Source organism: Mesorhizobium sp. WSM3879 (assembly GCF_002294915.1).
In the GTDB taxonomy this organism is placed as follows: Bacteria; Pseudomonadota; Alphaproteobacteria; order Rhizobiales; family Rhizobiaceae; genus Mesorhizobium.
Genome location: NZ_NSFZ01000001.1, coordinates 53710 through 69270, shown reverse-complemented (window position 1 = coordinate 69270; position 15561 = coordinate 53710). Strand labels below are relative to the sequence as shown.

The window sequence follows — 15561 nt, the reverse complement described above, 5'->3', positions numbered from 1 at the left end:
GGGACCTGCCGATATTCGGGTGGTGCCGGCCTGACCTGGCCCACGACCGGGACTTAAGCGCGCCATGGCGTGGGGCAGCCAGCCGGAGACAGTGCGCCCGGGGCGGAGACAAAGAACACAGCGCTGCCGGCAATTGCCGCAAAAGTTCGCATCGGGCTCTCCTGCCGCAGAAATAAACGCGACCAGCCCAAGTTTGCATCATTGTGAATTTAGCGTATTTCGGCACCAAAATCTGACCCGGTTTGCATATCAGCGATCGCTTTCAGTCCGGAACGGCTCTGGATTCGTCGATTTTTTCTGGTCCTATCGGTTCTCGCGACGGATTTGACCACAGCCTACCTCTTTTTGCATGCGTGTGTTGCAAAATAGATGCTTGTTTCTTGAGCATGATGAGCACATATATAGTTCATCTCCAGGGCGCGTTCTCCTCCCATTAGCGCCCTCGAGTGTTCCCCTCTGGAGGTTAGCCCTAATCGGCACTTCCAATCAAACTCAGCCGGATCTTTATTGATCCGGCTTTTTTGTTGCGCCGAAGTCACGCCGACACCAGAAATGCGTGCGCGCGGCCCGCGTAACAGTGACATGTAACATCGGGTAACATGTCGCAGACGCACTCTATCGATTAGGTAGATCATAGGACGCGGTTGGTCGGTCCGGGAGATGGGGGCATCACTCGGACAGGCCGGGCTCAGGCAGCTACCGCGTCCGATCCATTTCCTGATGCGGCGGACCTGCCGTTGCCTCCCAAGGAAGACAGTCCGCAATAAGAACGGCGCCCGGACGATCCGGGCGCCGTTTTCGCGTCTTCAACAAGATCCGATCAGGCGGCCTTGCCGTTGGCGTTCATCGCCTCGTCGGCGAGGCGCCCGGTCAGCTCGGCCATATGGTCGAAGACGGCCTTGTAGCTGGCGACGCCTGCCGTCGCCGAGCGCAGCTCGATGATCAGGTCGCCGATCTCGGCCTGGGGCATGGTCGCTTCGACCACGTCCCAGCCCGGCCAGCCGGGCCGCGCGTCATAGCCAAGGATCTGGCCGCGCCGCTGCGGGATCAAAGCGATAATCCTCGAAGTCGCATCTGAAGGCGTGACGATCTCGACCTTCATGATCGGTTCCAGCAGAACCGGCGAACAGGCCGCCATGCCTTCCTTCATCGCCAGCTTGGCCGCCATCTGGAAGGCCATGTCGGACGAGTCGACCGCATGATAGGAGCCATCCGAAAGGTTGACGGCGACATCGACCACCGGGAAGCCGAGCGGACCGGATTTCAGATAGTCGCGGATGCCGGTCTCCACCGACTGGATGTAGGTTTTTGGCACGACGCCGCCGGTGATGGTGTCGGTGAACTGGAAACCCGTGCCGCGCGGCAGCGGCTTGATCTCGATCACCACGTCGCCGAACTGGCCGTGGCCGCCCGACTGTTTCTTGTGGCGGCCGCGCTGCTGCGCGGATTTGCGGATCGTCTCGCGATAGGGAACGGCCGGCGAATGGCCATCGATCGGGATCTGGTTCTTGCCTTCAAGCCGCTCGCGCACGACGCGCAGGTGCATCTCGCCATGGCCCGACAATACGGTCTCCGCGGAGTCCTGGTTGTGGTGCAGGCTGAGCGAGGGGTCTTCCTCGGCTAGCCTCTGGATCGCTGCCGACATCTTGACCTCGTCCTTGCGCTCCTTGGGGCGCAAAGCGAATGCGAACACCGGTTGCGGGGGCTCCAGGGCGATCAGCGGCCTGATGCCGCCTTTGGCCGAACTCAGCGTTTGGCCGGTCCTGACATTGTCGAGCTTGCCGAGCGCGACGGTATCGCCAGCCTTGGCCGACGGCAGCTTCAACTGGTCTTTGCCAAGCATCTTGTAGATGCCGGAGACCTTCGTCGTGTCGCCGCTAGAGAGGAAGAGTTCGGCTGCGTCGGCCACCTGGCCGGAAAGCACACGCGAAATAGACAGTTTGCCGCCATGCGCGGTGTGGATGGTCTTCATCACCTGCACGACCGTCTGGCTGCCATCGGGCGCGCCAAGGCGCTTGCGCGTCGCCTCGACGTCAGGCGCGTCGTGGCGGATAGCTTTCAACAGGCGCAGCACACCGTTGCCCTTCTCGGCGGTACCGATCAGCACCGGCGTCACCGAGCCGGCGCGCAGGTCGGCGGCAAGGTCATCGAAGATCGCGTCCTTCGGCGGCTCGATCTCCTCCAGCAACTGCTCCATCAACTGGTCGTCATGGTCGGCCAGCGTCTCCAGCATCGAGAACCGTGCCTCGAGCTCGCGCGCCTTGTCGTCGTCCGGAATCTCGGCGACCTGGCTTTCGGCATATTCGCGGTAGACATAGGCGCGCTCCAAGGCCAGATCGATCGAGCCGATGACGACACCATCCTTGCGCAACGGAATCTGGCGCAGCAGCAGCGGCGCCGAGCTGGCCGGCTGCAGCATCTTTAGCGTCTCGCGCACGCCGGCGACCGCCTTGTCCACCTTGTTGAGGAACAGGATGCGCGGCACGCCGAGATCGTCGAGCTTGCGCATGATGAGCTGAAGCGCGGGTATCTTCTTTTCGTCCGCTTCGGCCACGACCACGGCGACATCGCAGGCGGCAAGCACCGGCTCCGCCTCGAAGGCGAACTCGATGGAACCGGGGCAATCGACGAAGGTGAACTGCTCGCCCATGAATTCCGTCGTGGCAAAGGTCGCCTCGACGCTCATGGCGTGGGCGCGGGCTTCTGGCGAATGATCGGAAACCGTGTTGCCCGATGAGACGGGATTCTGGCGGGGAATGGCGCCCGTGCGGGCGAGGATAGCTTCGAGAAGTGTCGTCTTACCGCTTGCGAAGGGACCGACTATGGCGATGCATTTCGGTCCCGTGCGTCGTCCTCCGGCGCGATTACCCATGGCTGACCTCCACTCAGGCGTTTCCCTGGGAGCGGCGGCCGGCCTGTTCAGCCGTCGCGGGCGGGGTTGTTGCTCACCACCTGCCAAGGCCATCGTCACACGGGTTAGCGGAGAGGGCAAGGAAAATAGGAAATGCGCCGGCTTTGGTTTTGTGCTCGGTTTCGAACAGCCCGGTGGCTCAAGCGCTCAAAGGCGATTGCGTCGGTCGCCATATAGCAAGAAACTGACCTCCCGCTGCGGCGGACAGTCCCTAACGATTTGAGAGTTTCTACGATGAAGATCATTGCGTGCGGCAGCGTGCCGACGATCATCGCGCCTGAAAAGTATTTCACCGGCAAGGTGCTGCAGACGCCGATCATCGAGAAGGAGGCGCCGGCGCGGCTGAGGGCAACCCTGGTCAGTTTCGAACCGGGCGCCCGCACGCATTGGCACACGCACCCGCTCGGCCAGACGCTCTACGTCACGGCCGGCGCCGGGCTTGCGCAAACGTGGGGCGGGCCGATCGAGGTGATCAGGGCCGGCGACGTCATCTCCTTCGCGCCGGGCGAAAAGCACTGGCACGGCGCCGGGCCGAAGACCACGATGACGCATGTCGCCATGCAGGAAGCGCTGGACGGCGTCCATGCCGAGTGGCTCGAGGCGGTCTCCGACGAACAGTATGGCGGCTGATTGCCGTCCAACAAAAACCCGGCGCGAAGCCGGGTTTTTGTGGATTGCGGCCTTGCCGATCAGGTCAGCGACGCAGTGAAGCGCTGGATGCGGGTGCAGGCTTCCTCCAGCAGCGCCTCCGATGTTGCGTAGGAGATGCGGAAGTTCGGGCCGAGGCCGAAGGCCGATCCGAACACAACGGCAACGCCTTCGGCGTCGAGCAGCTCCGAGCAGAAGGCTTCGTCATTGTCGATGACCTTGCCGGCCTTCGTCTTCTTGCCGATCAGCTCAGCGCAGGACGGATAGACGTAGAAGGCGCCTTCCGGCGATGGGCAAGAGATGCCGCGCGCCTGGTTGAGCATCGACACGACGAGGTCGCGCCGGCCCTGGAAGATCGCCTTGTTCTTGGCGATGAAGTCCTGCGGGCCGTTGAGCGCCTCGACGGACGCCCATTGCGCGATGGTGCAGGCGCCGGAAGTCTGCTGGCCCTGGATCATGTCCATTGCCTTGATCAGCGGCACCGGGCCGGCGGCGTAGCCGATACGCCAGCCGGTCATGGCATAGGCCTTCGACACGCCGTTCATGGTCAGCGTGCGCTCGTAGAGGCTCGGTTCGACCTCGGCGATGGTCTTGAAGACGAAGTCGCCATAGGTCAGGTGCTCATACATGTCGTCGGTCAGCGTCCAGACATGCGGGTGCTTGAGCAGCACGTCGGCCAGGGCCCTGAGTTCACGCTCGGTGTAAGCGGCGCCCGATGGGTTGGACGGCGAGTTCATCAGCAGCCATTTCGTCTTCGGCGTAATCGCCCTTTCCAGCACCTCAGCCGTCAGCTTGAAGCCGTTGTCGATCGAGGTGTCGGCAAAGACGGACGTGCCGCCACAGATCGCCACCATTTCCGGGTAGCTCACCCAATAGGGGCGCGGGATGATGACCTCGTCGCCGGGGTTCAGCGTCGCCATGAAGGCGTTGAACAGGATCTGCTTGCCGCCGGTGCCGACGATGGTCTGCTCCGGTCGGTAGTCGAGGTTGTTCTCGCGCTTGAATTTTTTCGCGATCGCCTCGCGCAGCGGCGCGATGCCGGAGACCGGCGGGTACTTGGTCTCGCCACGGCGGATCGCCTCGATCGCCGCGTTCTTGATGTTATCGGGCGTGTCGAAGTCCGGCTCGCCGGCGCCGAGGCCGATGACGTCACGGCCGGCATTTTTCAGCTCACGCGCTTTCTGCGTCACCGCGATGGTCGCGGAAGGCTTCACGCGGGAAAGGGCGTCGGCAAGAAAGGCCATGACAGAGCGTCTCCAAGAGAAGGGCGCGGCCAGGAGCGGCCGCGGCGCCTCTCATGTCGCATCATCGGGCCAAGCGCAAGCATTGTCGGATGATCCAGAGGTCAAGGTGGCGTGAGCGGCAACTATAAATTCATCAACGAGCGGTAAACCCTTGGCTGGCAGGATGGCAGATCGAATTGCGCTTACTCTGCGGAGCGAGGGACCTTTGTCGCGCAGCATCGGGCTTGCCCATATCATCCGTCATGATGACGGCACCTCAAGCGGTGTCTGGGGAATCTACACGCTGCAGAGCGCCTTCCAGCCAATCTTCGCCTTCGATGGAGGCAAGCTTTCGCTCGTCGCCTTCGAGGGGCTTATCCGCCCGTTCCGCGACGGTGAGCCGCAATCGCCGATGAGCTTCTTCGGCACTTGCCCCGCAGGCGACCGGCTGCACATCGAGGCGCTGACCAGGACGCTGCATCTGCTCAACGCCGGCGGCTGTCTGCCGCAAGAGGCGTCGATCTTCGTCAACTTCGATCCGTCGGTGTTCACCGACCGCGCCATCGTCGACAAGGCGCTGCGCGACATGCGGCTGGTGCTGCACGAGGCCGGTATCGACCCGCGCCGTATCGTGTGCGAGGTCACCGAGCAGAAATCGGCTTCGCAGGAAACGCTCTACAGCTTCGTCGAGGCGCTGCGCGCCAACGGGTTCCGCATCGCCGTCGACGATTACGGCGCCGACGAATCCGACATCAACCGCATCAAGGAATTGCGGCCGGACATCGTCAAATTCGACGCCAACTGGATCACGCAGCTGATGGAGTCCGGGGCCGGATTCGCGCTGCTGACGACGATGGTGACGAGCTTCGAAAATCAGGGCATCCGCACGGTTTTCGAAGGCATCGAGGAAGGCTGGCAGCTCGAGCTCGCCGAGAAATCCGGGGCGTCAATGGTGCAAGGCTATGTGCTTGCCCGGCCGGAGCTGGCCTCGACCAGTCTTCGCGTCTTCGGCAAGAGTGTGCAGGCGCCCGCGCCCGGGCAGGGCAAAACGACAGCGGCCGCCAGTCCCGCTCCGGTGGTGTCAGCTCGCCCAACCAAGGCGTTTGGGCGCAAGGTGACGCCATGATCGGGCGGCCCGACAGGCGGCGCCCCGAAAGGCGGCGAAGTATCGCCGAAGCGATCTTCGAAGACGAGATCGGCCTTCAATTCGGCGTCTATGGCGAGTTCCGGCTGTGGAGCGCCTACCAGCCGATCTTCGCGCCGCGTGGCAGATCGCTGCAACCCGTCGCCGTCGAGGCGCTGATCGAGCCGCGCCGCGTCGCGACGCCCGTTGCGCCGCAAGTTTTCTTCGACAGCGTTGCAGCAAAGGACCGTCTGTTCGTCGAGACGATGTGCCGGATGCTGCATCTCGGCAACTACCGCAACATCGGCGTCGATGGCCTTACCCTGTTCTTCAACTACAATCCGATGATCAACGATCATCTCGGACGGGCGCTCGCCGAGATCCGGCTGATGGCCAGGCATCTCGGCGATTTCGGCCTCGAGCCGGCCATGCTGGTCTGCGAGATCACCGAGCAGGCAGCCGACGAGCATGTGCTCGCCCGCCTCGTGCGCGAGATGAGGCGTGACGGTGTCCGCATCGCCATCGACGATTTCGGCACCGGACATTCGACCGAAGCGCGCATCAGCCTGCTGTCGCCCGACATCGTCAAAATCGACGGCGGCTGGTTCGCCGAGTTCTGCCGCCATGCCGCCGCCGAGCGGTTCTTCCGGCCGCTGGTTTCGACGCTGCACGACCGCGGCGCCAAGGTGCTGGTCGAGGGCATCGAGCATGCCACGCATCTGCGCGTCGCGCTCGATGGCGGCGTCGACCTCCTGCAAGGATATCACCTCGCCCGCCCGGCGCTCGCCGGCACCATCTTCAACGAAGAGCCGCTGGCGATCGATGCGCTGCTCGGCATGGACAACAAGGTAGTGCCTTTGCATCAGCGCCGCTGATGCTTTCACTCAAAAACAAATCACTGGATGAACTCCGCACAGGCGAGTTAGAGGCTGCCGATCGTTCGTCGCGCGCGGAGAGGGCCATGATCCTTTATGACATGATCGACAGCGGCAATTGCTACAAGCCGCGTCTGTTGATGGCAAAGCTCGGCATTCCCTTCACCCGCATCGAAGTGAGCTCGCACACCGGCGAGACGCGCAAGGCCGACTATGTCGCCAAGAACCCCAACGCGATGGTGCCGCTGCTCGAGCTCGACGACGGCCGACGCATCGCTGAATCCAACGCCATTCTGCTCTATCTCGCCGAAGGCACGCGCTTCCTGCCGGCCGACAGATATGAGCGGGCGCTGGCCTATCAGTGGCTGTTCTTCGAGCAGTACAGCCACGAGCCCTATATCGCGGTGCGCAAGGCGCTGCTCACATTTCCCGAGAGGGCTAAGGATGCGACGCCGGAACGGTTGGCGCTGACCTTGGAGCGCGGCAACAAGGCGCTCGGCGTGATGAACAAACATCTGGAGCAGAACGCCTTTTTCGCCGGCGGCATCTACAGCGTCGCCGACATTGCGCTCTATGCCTACACTCACACCGCCGAGATGGGCGGTTTCCAGCTCGACGCCTATCCGGCCGTGGTGGAGTGGCTGAAGCGGGTCGAGACGGACAAGAGGCACGTGCCGATCGAGTGGGTTGGGCCAATCTAGTTCTTCCCCACGCCGTTTCCAAATCTAAGCAACAAAAAAGGCGGGACAATGCCCGCCTTCCTATGCCGGTAGCCTGATCGGGAGCGTTGGGCCGGGCCGGCAGCTATCTGCTGTTCCAGCTTGTCGGGTCCTTTCGCTCCGGCGCGCTTATCGCACGACCGTCAGTACATCCGTGACTTGCCGCCCGCTCCAGGCTCTCGCCCGGTGCGCGTCGCTAACTAGGCGCATTGTGCAATGCCAGGCGATCACGCCCGGCTGCAAAATGCCAGCGCCAAATCAGGCTGCCTTGCTCAGAGACCCAGCAGCGGACTTGCCGGTGCGGCGGTCCTGCTCGATCTCGAAGCTGATCTTCTGGCCTTCAACGAGGGTGGTCATGCCAGCGCGCTCGACGGCGGAGATGTGGACGAAAACGTCCGCGCCGCCATTGTCGGGCTGGATGAAGCCGTAGCCCTTGGTGGCGTTGAACCACTTAACCGTACCAGTTGCCATGTAGAGTCCTTCACATTTGCTTCGTTTGACCGGACCAAAGCCCGGCCGGTGGTATCGAAATTTTGGAGATAGACGTCAGCAAACGCGAAGATCGCGGCCCGATCGATCGGCCAAATTCAATGCGCCGGATATAGTATGGTTCGCGAACGAAAACAAGATGGCGTTACCGGCATGTGCCGCGATAGCGTCCAACGGAGCCCACTGCGCTTGGAAGGTTTGCAGCCGGGGATGCGTTGTGGAGGGAAGATACGCTTGCTGTTGCGGGAGAAGATCATGAGGAAAATTCTGCTTGCCGCCTGCCTGATGTTGGTGGCCGCCGAGGCGCAGGCCGTCTCGCGCTACGACCCGACGCGCATGAGCTGCGACCGCGTGCGGGCGACGATCGCCAGGCAGGGCGCGGTCATCCTGCGCTATCAGTCGACGCGCGTGCCGGGTCTGCCGCTTTATGACCGCTATGTGCGGGACGAGCGCTTCTGCAACATGGGCGAGGTGAGAGCGCGGGCCTATGTGCCGAGCGCCGATACTAAATCCTGCCCCGTCTATATCTGCAAACGGCCGGACTTCGACCGGCATTTCCGACGGCGGATCTTCCCACGCCATTAGAGTCCTTTCGGCAAGCTGTGTCAGAACGCGAATGATGCCTGAGCGGCCGGCGGCGGACCGACCCGCACGCCTTCCATGGCCAGCATCTTCTCCTTGGTGGCGGAGCCGCCAGTAGCCGAGAAGCCGCCGATCTTGCCCCCCGCGGCAAGGATGCGGTGGCAGGGAATGACCAGCGGCACCGGATTGGCGCCGAGGGCTGCACCGGTTTCGCGGGCAAGCCCGGCATGGCCGGCCCGCTTGGCCAGTTCGCCATAGGTGGTGGTCTCGCCGAAGCCGAGCTTGCGCGCAGCGTCATAGATGGCGAGGCGGAAATCGTCGACGCCGTCGAGATCGACCGGCACGCCGGAGAAATCGACATCCTCCCCGGCCGCATAGGCCTTGATCGAGGCGATCAGTTCGACCACCCATTGCGGCTGTTCGGTGGAGGTGGAGACTCCGGCATGGCGAAACAGGCGGCGCTCGACCGCTTCGCGGCTACGCTCGGGCAGGCAGAGCCGGATCAGGCCCTTTTCGCTCCAGGCGACGCCCATGAAGCCGATCACTGTTTCTAACACTGCGTGGCCGGCCGTGATTGGCAATGCCTTTTCCATGGTGCGCTCCTTTCCGCAAACTGCGAAAAACGGGTACATCTCCAGTACAGATGGGGAACAATATCGCAGTTTGCTTCGAGTCTCGCCACCCGAAAGCTGCACACTGGCCCTGATTGCCCGGCTGGAATCGCTGGTGTAAGGACTCTTCAACAACCGACAATCGGACCTGCAGGGCTTGGCAGCGAAAATCATCCTCACCGCGATCGGCGTGCTCGTTGCCGCTGCCGGCCTCAGCGGCTGTACCTCGACCTCACAGATGAAACCCTCGCCGGCGCTTGCGGCGGCATCGACGCCGGCCGCCGAGGACGACACACCGACCATCGCGCTGCCCGAAACCGTTGCTGTGCTGCCGGAGCCTTCCGGCCTCGCTCAGGTGCAAACGGCGGCGCTGACCGGCGATGCTGTGGCCCTGGCGACGGCACCTGGGGCGACGGCGCCTGGCGCGACGACGGCTGGCGCGCCGTTGCCGCCGCCCGCGCAGCCCGGCGCCGCCCTTCCGCCGCCGGCGCAACCTGCCGCGTTCGCCGGCTCGACACCCGTCGCCGGGCAGTTTCCGCCGCCGCCGGTGCTGCTGGCCGGCGCATCGCCGACCGGCCCCGGTGCGCTCAAGCAGGCCGCCGCCTACAAGAGCGCCGCTGTTGCCATGCCGGTCACCGGCCAATCAGCGAAGGTGGCTCCCATGCCGGGCGTGCAGCAGGTCGCCTATGTGATGCCGCAGAACCCGGCGCTGCTTGCCCAACCGGGCCAGCCCGAACAGCATGCCACAGGTCCGCGCGCCGAGATCGAGCGGCTGATCGAGAAATATTCGGCGATCTACGAAGTGCCGGTCGATCTGGTGCGCCATGTCGTCAACCGCGAGAGCACCTTCAATCCGAAGGCCTATAATCACGGGCATTGGGGGCTGATGCAGATCAAGCACGCGACCGCACGCGGCATGGGCTATGACGGGCCGGCAGCCGGCCTGTTCGACGCCGAGACCAATCTCAAATACGCTGTCAAATACCTGCGCGGCGCCTGGCTGGTCTCGGGCGGCAATGCCAAGCGGGCCGACCAGCTCTATCAGACAGGCTATTATTACGACGCCAAGCGCAAGGGCCTGCTCGATCAAACGGGTCTCGGCGTCGACCGGCGCCGCCTGCAGCCGGGCGCCTGAGCGCCGGCAACGAGGCGCGTCCCATCGGTCTTTGGGGCAGTTGCATGCGTGACACTGACAACCGCCGGCCGCCGGCCCTCAACGATGTCCGCCTTCGCAAGCTTCTCGACGATGCGCTGACCGCGCCGCATTGGCCGGAAGGCTTCGTTATGCGCCCGTTCGAGCACAGGGATGCGCAGGCCCTGCACGCACTGCTGGAAGAGGCATTCGACGACGGCGCCGAAGGTCCGTTCGACGAATGGTGGCAGCGCATCTCTGGCGATACCGAGTTCGATCCGGACCTCTGTTTCCTGGTCATCGACGGCAAGGGGCTGCTGGCGGGCGCCGCGCTTTGCTGGGCGTCGGGCTTCGTCAAGGATCTCGCCGTTCATCCGGACTCGCGAAGGCACGGCATCGGCGAGGCGCTGATGCGGCACGTGTTCCTGACTTTCCGCGACAAAGGTGCCGCCCATGTCGACCTCAAGACCAACACGGTGAAGAACCCCGCAGCCTTCAGGCTTTACGAGCGGCTGGGCATGGTTCCGGTGGCCTGGGAAGGCTAGGCGCTTCGCAGCATTTGCCTTCAGCGACACAACCGAATGCAGGGCGCATTGTGAACCGCTTCACACAAGCTGACGTTAGGACATGCTAATGCGTCGTGGTGCAGGGCGGCCGATCGGCGGATCGACGCTGGCAAGGCGTCGGAGAGGCTGTGCCGGCATGCGTCAGCCACTCCAAGGCGGGCTCCGGGGCGGCGGGTTTCGGAGCCCGCCCGCTTTGGGCCTGCGGCCAATCGCGAGATCTCCCTAAACTGAGTGACTGGGGTCAGTCCGCTCCCGGACCCGTCCCCGATGGCCATGTCGGGAACCCCGAAGCGTCGCTCCGCATTCAATGCGGGCGGAGGGTCATCATCAGCCGACGCGGCAAGGTCCGCGTGGACGGTTCCGAGGCGAGGCCCACCAGCATGAAATTTTACCGCGCATTCCTTGCACTTGCCGTCGGCGTGATGCTCGCGGTGGCGCCGGCTCGCGGGGTCGAGCTGTCGATCGTGTCGGGCGACACGGGCAACGGCATCAAGGTCTTGCGCGAGATACTCGACCGCTACCAGAAGCAGAGCGGCAACAAGGTCGACGTCGTGGTGATCCCGCCGTCGGGCACCGACCAGTTCGGTCAGTTCAGATTGTGGCTCGCGGCGGGAAACAGCGACATCGACGTCTACCAGACCGACGTGATCTGGGCGCCGCAGCTTGCCAGCCAACTCGTCGATCTCACCGCGGCGACCAGGGATATCGTGGCCGAGCACTTCCCGTCGATCATCCAGTCGCAGACCGTGAACGGAAAGCTGGTGGCGCTGCCGATCTTCACCGACGCGCCGGCACTCTATTACCGCAAGGATCTGCTCGACAAATATGGCGGCAAGGTGCCGACCACCTGGCAGGAACTGGCCGACACCGCCAAGCTCGTCATGGACAAGGAGCGCACCGCCGGCAACAAGGACCTGTGGGGTTTCGTCTTCCAGGGCAACGCCTATGAGGGGCTGACCTGCGATGCGCTCGAATGGGTGATGTCGAATGGCGGCGGCCAGATCATCGAGCCCAACGGCACGGTCTCCATCAACAATCGACAAGCCGCGGCCGCGCTCGACATGGTCAAGGGCTGGATCGGCACCATTGCGCCGCCGGGCGTGCTCGCCTACCAGGAAGAGGAATCGCGCGGCGTCTGGCAGACCGGCAATGCCGTCTTCATGCGCAACTGGCCCTATGCCTATGCGCTCGGCAACAGCGAGACCTCACCGATCAAGGGCAAGTTCGATGTGGCGCCGCTGCCGGCAGGAACCGGCGAGGGCGCCCGGCCGACGGCAACGCTCGGCGGCTGGAATCTCGCGGTTTCCAAATATTCCAAGCACCAGGACGCGGCGATCGATCTGGTGAAGTTCATCGCCTCGCCCGAGATGCAGAAGTATCGGACGCTGAGGACGTCCAACCTGCCCACCATCAAAGCGCTCTATGACGATCCCGATATCGCCAGGGAACAGCCGATCGTCCCGCGCTGGAAGCAGATATTCCTCAACGCGGCGCCGCGCCCTTCGGCGGTCGCCAAAATCAAGTACAACGAAGCCTCGAGCCAATTCTGGACGGCCGTCCACAACACCATGTCGGGCGACGGCAGCGCCGCCGACAATCTGGCCGATCTCGAAGCCAGGCTGACCAGGCTGAAGGGCAAGGGCTGGTGAGGGCGATGCCTGTGAGCCGCTCGCGCCTGATGCGGCAACGCGTGCGCTCGGCCTGGCTGTTTCTGGCGCCGATGCTTCTGGTCCTTGCCGCCGTCGCCGGCTGGCCGCTCCTGCGCACCTTCTACTACAGCTTCACCGACGCCTCATTGGCCGATCTCGACGCCCGTCAATGGGTCGGCTTCGACAATTATTTCTCGATGCTCAGCATGCCGAGCGGCCGCGTGCTCTATGACGGGCTGCTCGCCGATCCGGTCTGGTGGCGCGCCGTGTGGAACACGCTGCTGTTTGCCGTGGTGTCGGTGAGCTGCGAAACGGTCCTCGGCATGATCGTGGCGCTCGTTCTCAACGCCGACTTCAGAGGCCGCGGCTTCGTCAGGGCGGCGATCCTCATTCCCTGGGCGATCCCGACCATCGTCTCGGCCAAGATGTGGCAGTGGATGCTCAACGACCAGTTCGGCATCATCAATGCGGTGCTGCTCAACCTTGGCCTGATCGACGCCAAAATCGCCTGGACCGCGAGCACCGACACGGCGATGATCGCGGTGCTGATCGTCGACATTTGGAAGACGACACCGTTCATGGCGCTGCTTTTCCTCGCCGCGCTGCAGATGCTGCCGCGCGATGTTATCGAGGTCGCCAGGCTCGACGGCGCCAATCCGTGGCAGATCTTCTGGAAGGTGACCTTGCCGCTCATCCGCCCGGCGGTCATGGTTGCGGTGATCTTCCGCGCGCTCGACGCGCTGCGCATCTTCGACCTGATCTACGTGCTGACGCCCAACAATGTGCACACCAAATCGATGTCGGTGTTCGTGCGCGAGAACCTGTTCGAGTTCGACAAGTTCGCCTATGGCTCGGCCGCCTCGACGCTGCTTTTCCTGATCGTCGCGCTGCTCACCATTTCCTACATCCGCATTGGCCGGATAGAGCTGGAAGGAGGCCGCTGAGATGGCGATGTTGAAGCGTTTAGGCTTCTTCCTGCTGGTGGGGGCAATCGTCTTCGTCGCGGTGTTTCCGCTCTATTACGCCGTCGTCACCAGCCTGAAATCCGGCACCGAGTTGTTCGAGGCGAGCCTTTGGCCGCAGGCGTTAAGCCTCGCCAACTACAGGAACGTGCTGGTCGAAGGTCCTTTCCTGCGCAATCTCTTGAATTCCTTGGTCGTCTCGGGCGCGGTCGTGCTCATCTCGCTGCTGCTCGGCGTGACCTCCGCCTATGCGCTTGCACGCGTCCGGTTCCGCGGCCGTTCGGCACTGATGCTTGCCATACTGTCGGTGTCGATGTTTCCGCAGGTCGCGGTGCTGGCCGGCCTGTTCGAGATCATCCGGGCCTTTGGCCTCTACAATTCGCTCATCGCACTGATCTTCTCCTACATGATCTTCACGCTGCCGTTCACGGTCTGGGTGCTCACCGCCTTCGTGCGCGACCTGCCGGTCGAAATCGAGGAAGCGGCGATCCTCGACGGCGCGACGCCATGGATCATCGTCACTCGCGTCTTCCTGCCGCTGATGTGGCCAGCATTGGCGACGACAGGGCTGCTCGCCTTCATCGGCGCATGGAACGAGTTCCTGTTTGCGCTGACCTTCACCTCCAACAACGCGCAGCGCACGGTGCCGGTGGCGATCGCGCTGCTTTCCGGCAACTCGCAATTCGAGATCCCCTGGGGCAACATCATGGCCGCTTCGGTGATCGTCACGGTGCCGCTGGTGGTGCTGGTGCTGATCTTCCAGCGCAAGATCGTTTCCGGCCTCACCGCCGGCGGCGTGAAGGGGTAGGCCTTGCTGATGTTCAGGTGATGCCGGGCTGCACATGGCGGTGTCCTGCGCTTCCGGTGTTCACGTACTTCAAGCACGCTCCGGTCCTCGGAACCACCATCCTCGGCTCGGCCTGACCCTGAATCTAAACACAGCCTTCTTCACGGCCCTCAACGCAACCGGCAGCGCCATTTCGCGTTGGAAGTGCAAGGGGCTGATCGGAGATTCCAGATGAAAACGCTTCTGACCGCGGCCGCCATGGCGCTCCTTGCCGGCGCGCCGGCCACTCTTGCTCAGTCGAGCGACAGCAACGATGTCGCGCCAATGGCGGCAGACAATAAGGTCGACACGCAGACTTTCGTCACCACCGTACCCAATGCCAATGAGTTCGAAATCCAGGCGAGCAGGCTGGCCGAGGAGAAGTCGCAGTCGGACGAACTCAAGGCTTTTGCCGACGAGATGGTCAGGGACCACACCAAGGCCGGGGAGGATTTCAAGGCGGCGATGAGCCAGGGCCAGACGACGGCTTCTATCAAGCCTGCCGGCCCCGCCCTGGGGCCTAAGGAACAGCAGATGCTAGGCGAGCTCAAGCAGGCGAGCGGCACGGAGTTCGACCGGAAGTATATCAAGATGCTGATGGATGCGCACAGGGACGCGGTCGCGCTGTTCAGCACCTATGCCAATTCCGGCGACGACCCGGCGCTGAAGGAATTCGCCAAGAAGACTCTGCCGGTGCTGAAAATGCACGAGAAGCATGTGAAGGAACTGGCGGTGGCGCAGCACGAGTGAGGGTGGTTTCTGCCCCCGCAGCGGATCCTCAGCTCGCCTTGATCTGCTCGACCGCCGTTGCCAGCAACTCGTCCATGGCCTGGCGAATCTGGGCATCCGACTGGACGACGCCCGCCGCGTCGAAGTCGGCGCGGACCTTGCGGAATACGTCGTTGTCGCCCGCTTCCTCGAAATCCGCGCGCACCACCTCTTTCGCATAGGCGTCGGCATCCACGCCGGATTTGCCGAGCTTTTCGGCGGCCCACAGGCCAAGCAACTTGTTCCGGCGCGCCACGGCCTTGAACTTCGTCTCCTCGTCCATTGCGAATTTCTTTTCGAAGCCTTCCTGACGATCCCTCATGCTGCTCATGGTTTGCCTCGCTCAGACGTGAGTTCGACCGCCTTCGATGCATGAGAAGAGCGGCCAGGAGAAGCGAAAATGGGGAGCATGAAGGCCTGTAGCAAGGCCTGATCGTGCTGTGGACGCCGCAGACCCGAAATTCGTGTCATGCCGGG

Annotated in this window: 16 protein-coding genes; 11 read left to right on the top strand and 5 right to left on the bottom strand. The window is 63.3% G+C overall.

What is annotated here, in order from left to right; translation table 11 throughout:
• Nucleotides 1-820: 820 nt before the first annotated feature.
• The gene (locus tag CK218_RS00355; RefSeq protein WP_095826545.1) at nucleotides 821-2872 is read right to left on the bottom strand and encodes an elongation factor G; all 2052 of its coding nucleotides are present in this window, start codon (nucleotides 2870-2872) and stop codon (nucleotides 821-823) included.
• A 273-nt stretch (nucleotides 2873-3145) separates the two neighbouring features.
• On the opposite strand from CK218_RS00355, the gene CK218_RS00350 reads away from it, so the two are divergent.
• Nucleotides 3146-3541 (top strand): cupin domain-containing protein, encoded by a 396-nt coding sequence (locus CK218_RS00350; RefSeq protein WP_066994518.1) that lies wholly within the window; start codon nucleotides 3146-3148, stop codon nucleotides 3539-3541.
• A gap of 59 nt (nucleotides 3542-3600) precedes the next feature.
• Here the strand turns inward: CK218_RS00350 and CK218_RS00345 are convergent, their stop codons facing one another.
• On the bottom strand, nucleotides 3601-4803 hold the full coding sequence (locus tag CK218_RS00345) for a pyridoxal phosphate-dependent aminotransferase (RefSeq protein ID WP_066994522.1): 1203 nt from the start codon (nucleotides 4801-4803) through the stop codon (nucleotides 3601-3603).
• 205 nt (nucleotides 4804-5008) lie between these two features.
• On the opposite strand from CK218_RS00345, the gene CK218_RS00340 reads away from it, so the two are divergent.
• From CK218_RS00340 to CK218_RS00330, 3 genes are all read left to right on the top strand, one after another.
• Nucleotides 5009-5908 carry an EAL domain-containing protein gene (locus CK218_RS00340; RefSeq protein WP_095826544.1) on the top strand — a complete coding sequence of 300 codons (900 nt, stop codon included), beginning with the start codon at nucleotides 5009-5011 and terminating at the stop codon, nucleotides 5906-5908.
• On the top strand, nucleotides 5905-6780 hold the full coding sequence (locus CK218_RS00335) for an EAL domain-containing protein (protein ID WP_095826543.1): 876 nt from the start codon (nucleotides 5905-5907) through the stop codon (nucleotides 6778-6780). The genes CK218_RS00340 and CK218_RS00335 overlap by 4 nt, the downstream gene beginning before the upstream one ends.
• An 86-nt stretch (nucleotides 6781-6866) precedes the next feature.
• Nucleotides 6867-7481: a glutathione S-transferase family protein gene (locus CK218_RS00330; RefSeq protein ID WP_095777344.1), complete on the top strand. Its 615-nt coding sequence runs from the start codon at nucleotides 6867-6869 to the stop codon at nucleotides 7479-7481.
• Between the two features lie 276 nt (nucleotides 7482-7757).
• Here CK218_RS00330 and CK218_RS00325 read toward each other — a convergent pair whose 3' ends face one another.
• Entirely contained in the window at nucleotides 7758-7970 is a 213-nt protein-coding gene (locus CK218_RS00325; RefSeq protein WP_066994534.1) for a cold-shock protein, read from the bottom strand.
• Between the two features lie 273 nt (nucleotides 7971-8243).
• On the opposite strand from CK218_RS00325, the gene CK218_RS00320 reads away from it, so the two are divergent.
• Entirely contained in the window at nucleotides 8244-8573 is a 330-nt protein-coding gene (locus tag CK218_RS00320) for a hypothetical protein (RefSeq protein WP_095777375.1), read from the top strand.
• 20 nt (nucleotides 8574-8593) lie between these two features.
• Here CK218_RS00320 and CK218_RS00315 read toward each other — a convergent pair whose 3' ends face one another.
• Nucleotides 8594-9163 carry a methylated-DNA--[protein]-cysteine S-methyltransferase gene (locus tag CK218_RS00315; protein ID WP_095777376.1) on the bottom strand — a complete coding sequence of 190 codons (570 nt, stop codon included), beginning with the start codon at nucleotides 9161-9163 and terminating at the stop codon, nucleotides 8594-8596.
• Nucleotides 9164-9338: 175 nt separating this feature from the next.
• On the opposite strand from CK218_RS00315, the gene CK218_RS00310 reads away from it, so the two are divergent.
• The 6 genes from CK218_RS00310 (at nucleotide 9339) to CK218_RS00285 (ending at nucleotide 15066) form a co-directional block, all read left to right on the top strand.
• Nucleotides 9339-10316 carry a lytic transglycosylase domain-containing protein gene (locus CK218_RS00310; protein ID WP_095826542.1) on the top strand — a complete coding sequence of 326 codons (978 nt, stop codon included), beginning with the start codon at nucleotides 9339-9341 and terminating at the stop codon, nucleotides 10314-10316.
• A 44-nt stretch (nucleotides 10317-10360) separates the two neighbouring features.
• Nucleotides 10361-10858 (top strand): N-acetyltransferase, encoded by a 498-nt coding sequence (locus tag CK218_RS00305; RefSeq protein WP_095826541.1) that lies wholly within the window; start codon nucleotides 10361-10363, stop codon nucleotides 10856-10858.
• A gap of 401 nt (nucleotides 10859-11259) precedes the next feature.
• Nucleotides 11260-12528: an ABC transporter substrate-binding protein gene (locus CK218_RS00300; protein WP_095826540.1), complete on the top strand. Its 1269-nt coding sequence runs from the start codon at nucleotides 11260-11262 to the stop codon at nucleotides 12526-12528.
• Nucleotides 12529-12533: 5 nt separating this feature from the next.
• A complete protein-coding gene (locus CK218_RS00295; RefSeq protein WP_095826842.1) occupies nucleotides 12534-13472 on the top strand; it encodes a sugar ABC transporter permease in 939 nt (312 codons plus the stop codon).
• A 1-nt stretch (nucleotide 13473) separates the two neighbouring features.
• On the top strand, nucleotides 13474-14298 hold the full coding sequence (locus CK218_RS00290) for a carbohydrate ABC transporter permease (protein WP_095823228.1): 825 nt from the start codon (nucleotides 13474-13476) through the stop codon (nucleotides 14296-14298).
• Nucleotides 14299-14508: 210 nt separating this feature from the next.
• On the top strand, nucleotides 14509-15066 hold the full coding sequence (locus CK218_RS00285) for a DUF4142 domain-containing protein (protein WP_095826539.1): 558 nt from the start codon (nucleotides 14509-14511) through the stop codon (nucleotides 15064-15066).
• Between the two features lie 28 nt (nucleotides 15067-15094).
• Here the strand turns inward: CK218_RS00285 and CK218_RS00280 are convergent, their stop codons facing one another.
• Nucleotides 15095-15415, bottom strand: coding sequence for a DUF1476 domain-containing protein (locus CK218_RS00280; RefSeq protein WP_066994550.1), 321 nt, complete (start codon nucleotides 15413-15415; stop codon nucleotides 15095-15097).
• Between the last annotated feature and the right edge of the window lie 146 nt (nucleotides 15416-15561).

Coding starts and splice junctions, on each gene's coding strand:
- CK218_RS00325 (WP_066994534.1), bottom strand. CDS start 7,970: ATGGCAACTGGTACGGTTAAGTGGTTCAACGCCACCAAGGGCTACGGC.
- CK218_RS00335 (WP_095826543.1), top strand. CDS start 5,905: ATGATCGGGCGGCCCGACAGGCGGCGCCCCGAAAGGCGGCGAAGTATC.
- CK218_RS00350 (WP_066994518.1), top strand. CDS start 3,146: ATGAAGATCATTGCGTGCGGCAGCGTGCCGACGATCATCGCGCCTGAA.
- CK218_RS00315 (WP_095777376.1), bottom strand. CDS start 9,163: ATGGAAAAGGCATTGCCAATCACGGCCGGCCACGCAGTGTTAGAAACA.
- CK218_RS00330 (WP_095777344.1), top strand. CDS start 6,867: ATGATCCTTTATGACATGATCGACAGCGGCAATTGCTACAAGCCGCGT.
- CK218_RS00355 (WP_095826545.1), bottom strand. CDS start 2,872: ATGGGTAATCGCGCCGGAGGACGACGCACGGGACCGAAATGCATCGCC.
- CK218_RS00285 (WP_095826539.1), top strand. CDS start 14,509: ATGAAAACGCTTCTGACCGCGGCCGCCATGGCGCTCCTTGCCGGCGCG.
- CK218_RS00320 (WP_095777375.1), top strand. CDS start 8,244: ATGAGGAAAATTCTGCTTGCCGCCTGCCTGATGTTGGTGGCCGCCGAG.
- CK218_RS00295 (WP_095826842.1), top strand. CDS start 12,534: ATGCCTGTGAGCCGCTCGCGCCTGATGCGGCAACGCGTGCGCTCGGCC.
- CK218_RS00305 (WP_095826541.1), top strand. CDS start 10,361: ATGCGTGACACTGACAACCGCCGGCCGCCGGCCCTCAACGATGTCCGC.
- CK218_RS00280 (WP_066994550.1), bottom strand. CDS start 15,415: ATGAGCAGCATGAGGGATCGTCAGGAAGGCTTCGAAAAGAAATTCGCA.
- CK218_RS00345 (WP_066994522.1), bottom strand. CDS start 4,803: ATGGCCTTTCTTGCCGACGCCCTTTCCCGCGTGAAGCCTTCCGCGACC.
- CK218_RS00300 (WP_095826540.1), top strand. CDS start 11,260: ATGAAATTTTACCGCGCATTCCTTGCACTTGCCGTCGGCGTGATGCTC.
- CK218_RS00290 (WP_095823228.1), top strand. CDS start 13,474: ATGGCGATGTTGAAGCGTTTAGGCTTCTTCCTGCTGGTGGGGGCAATC.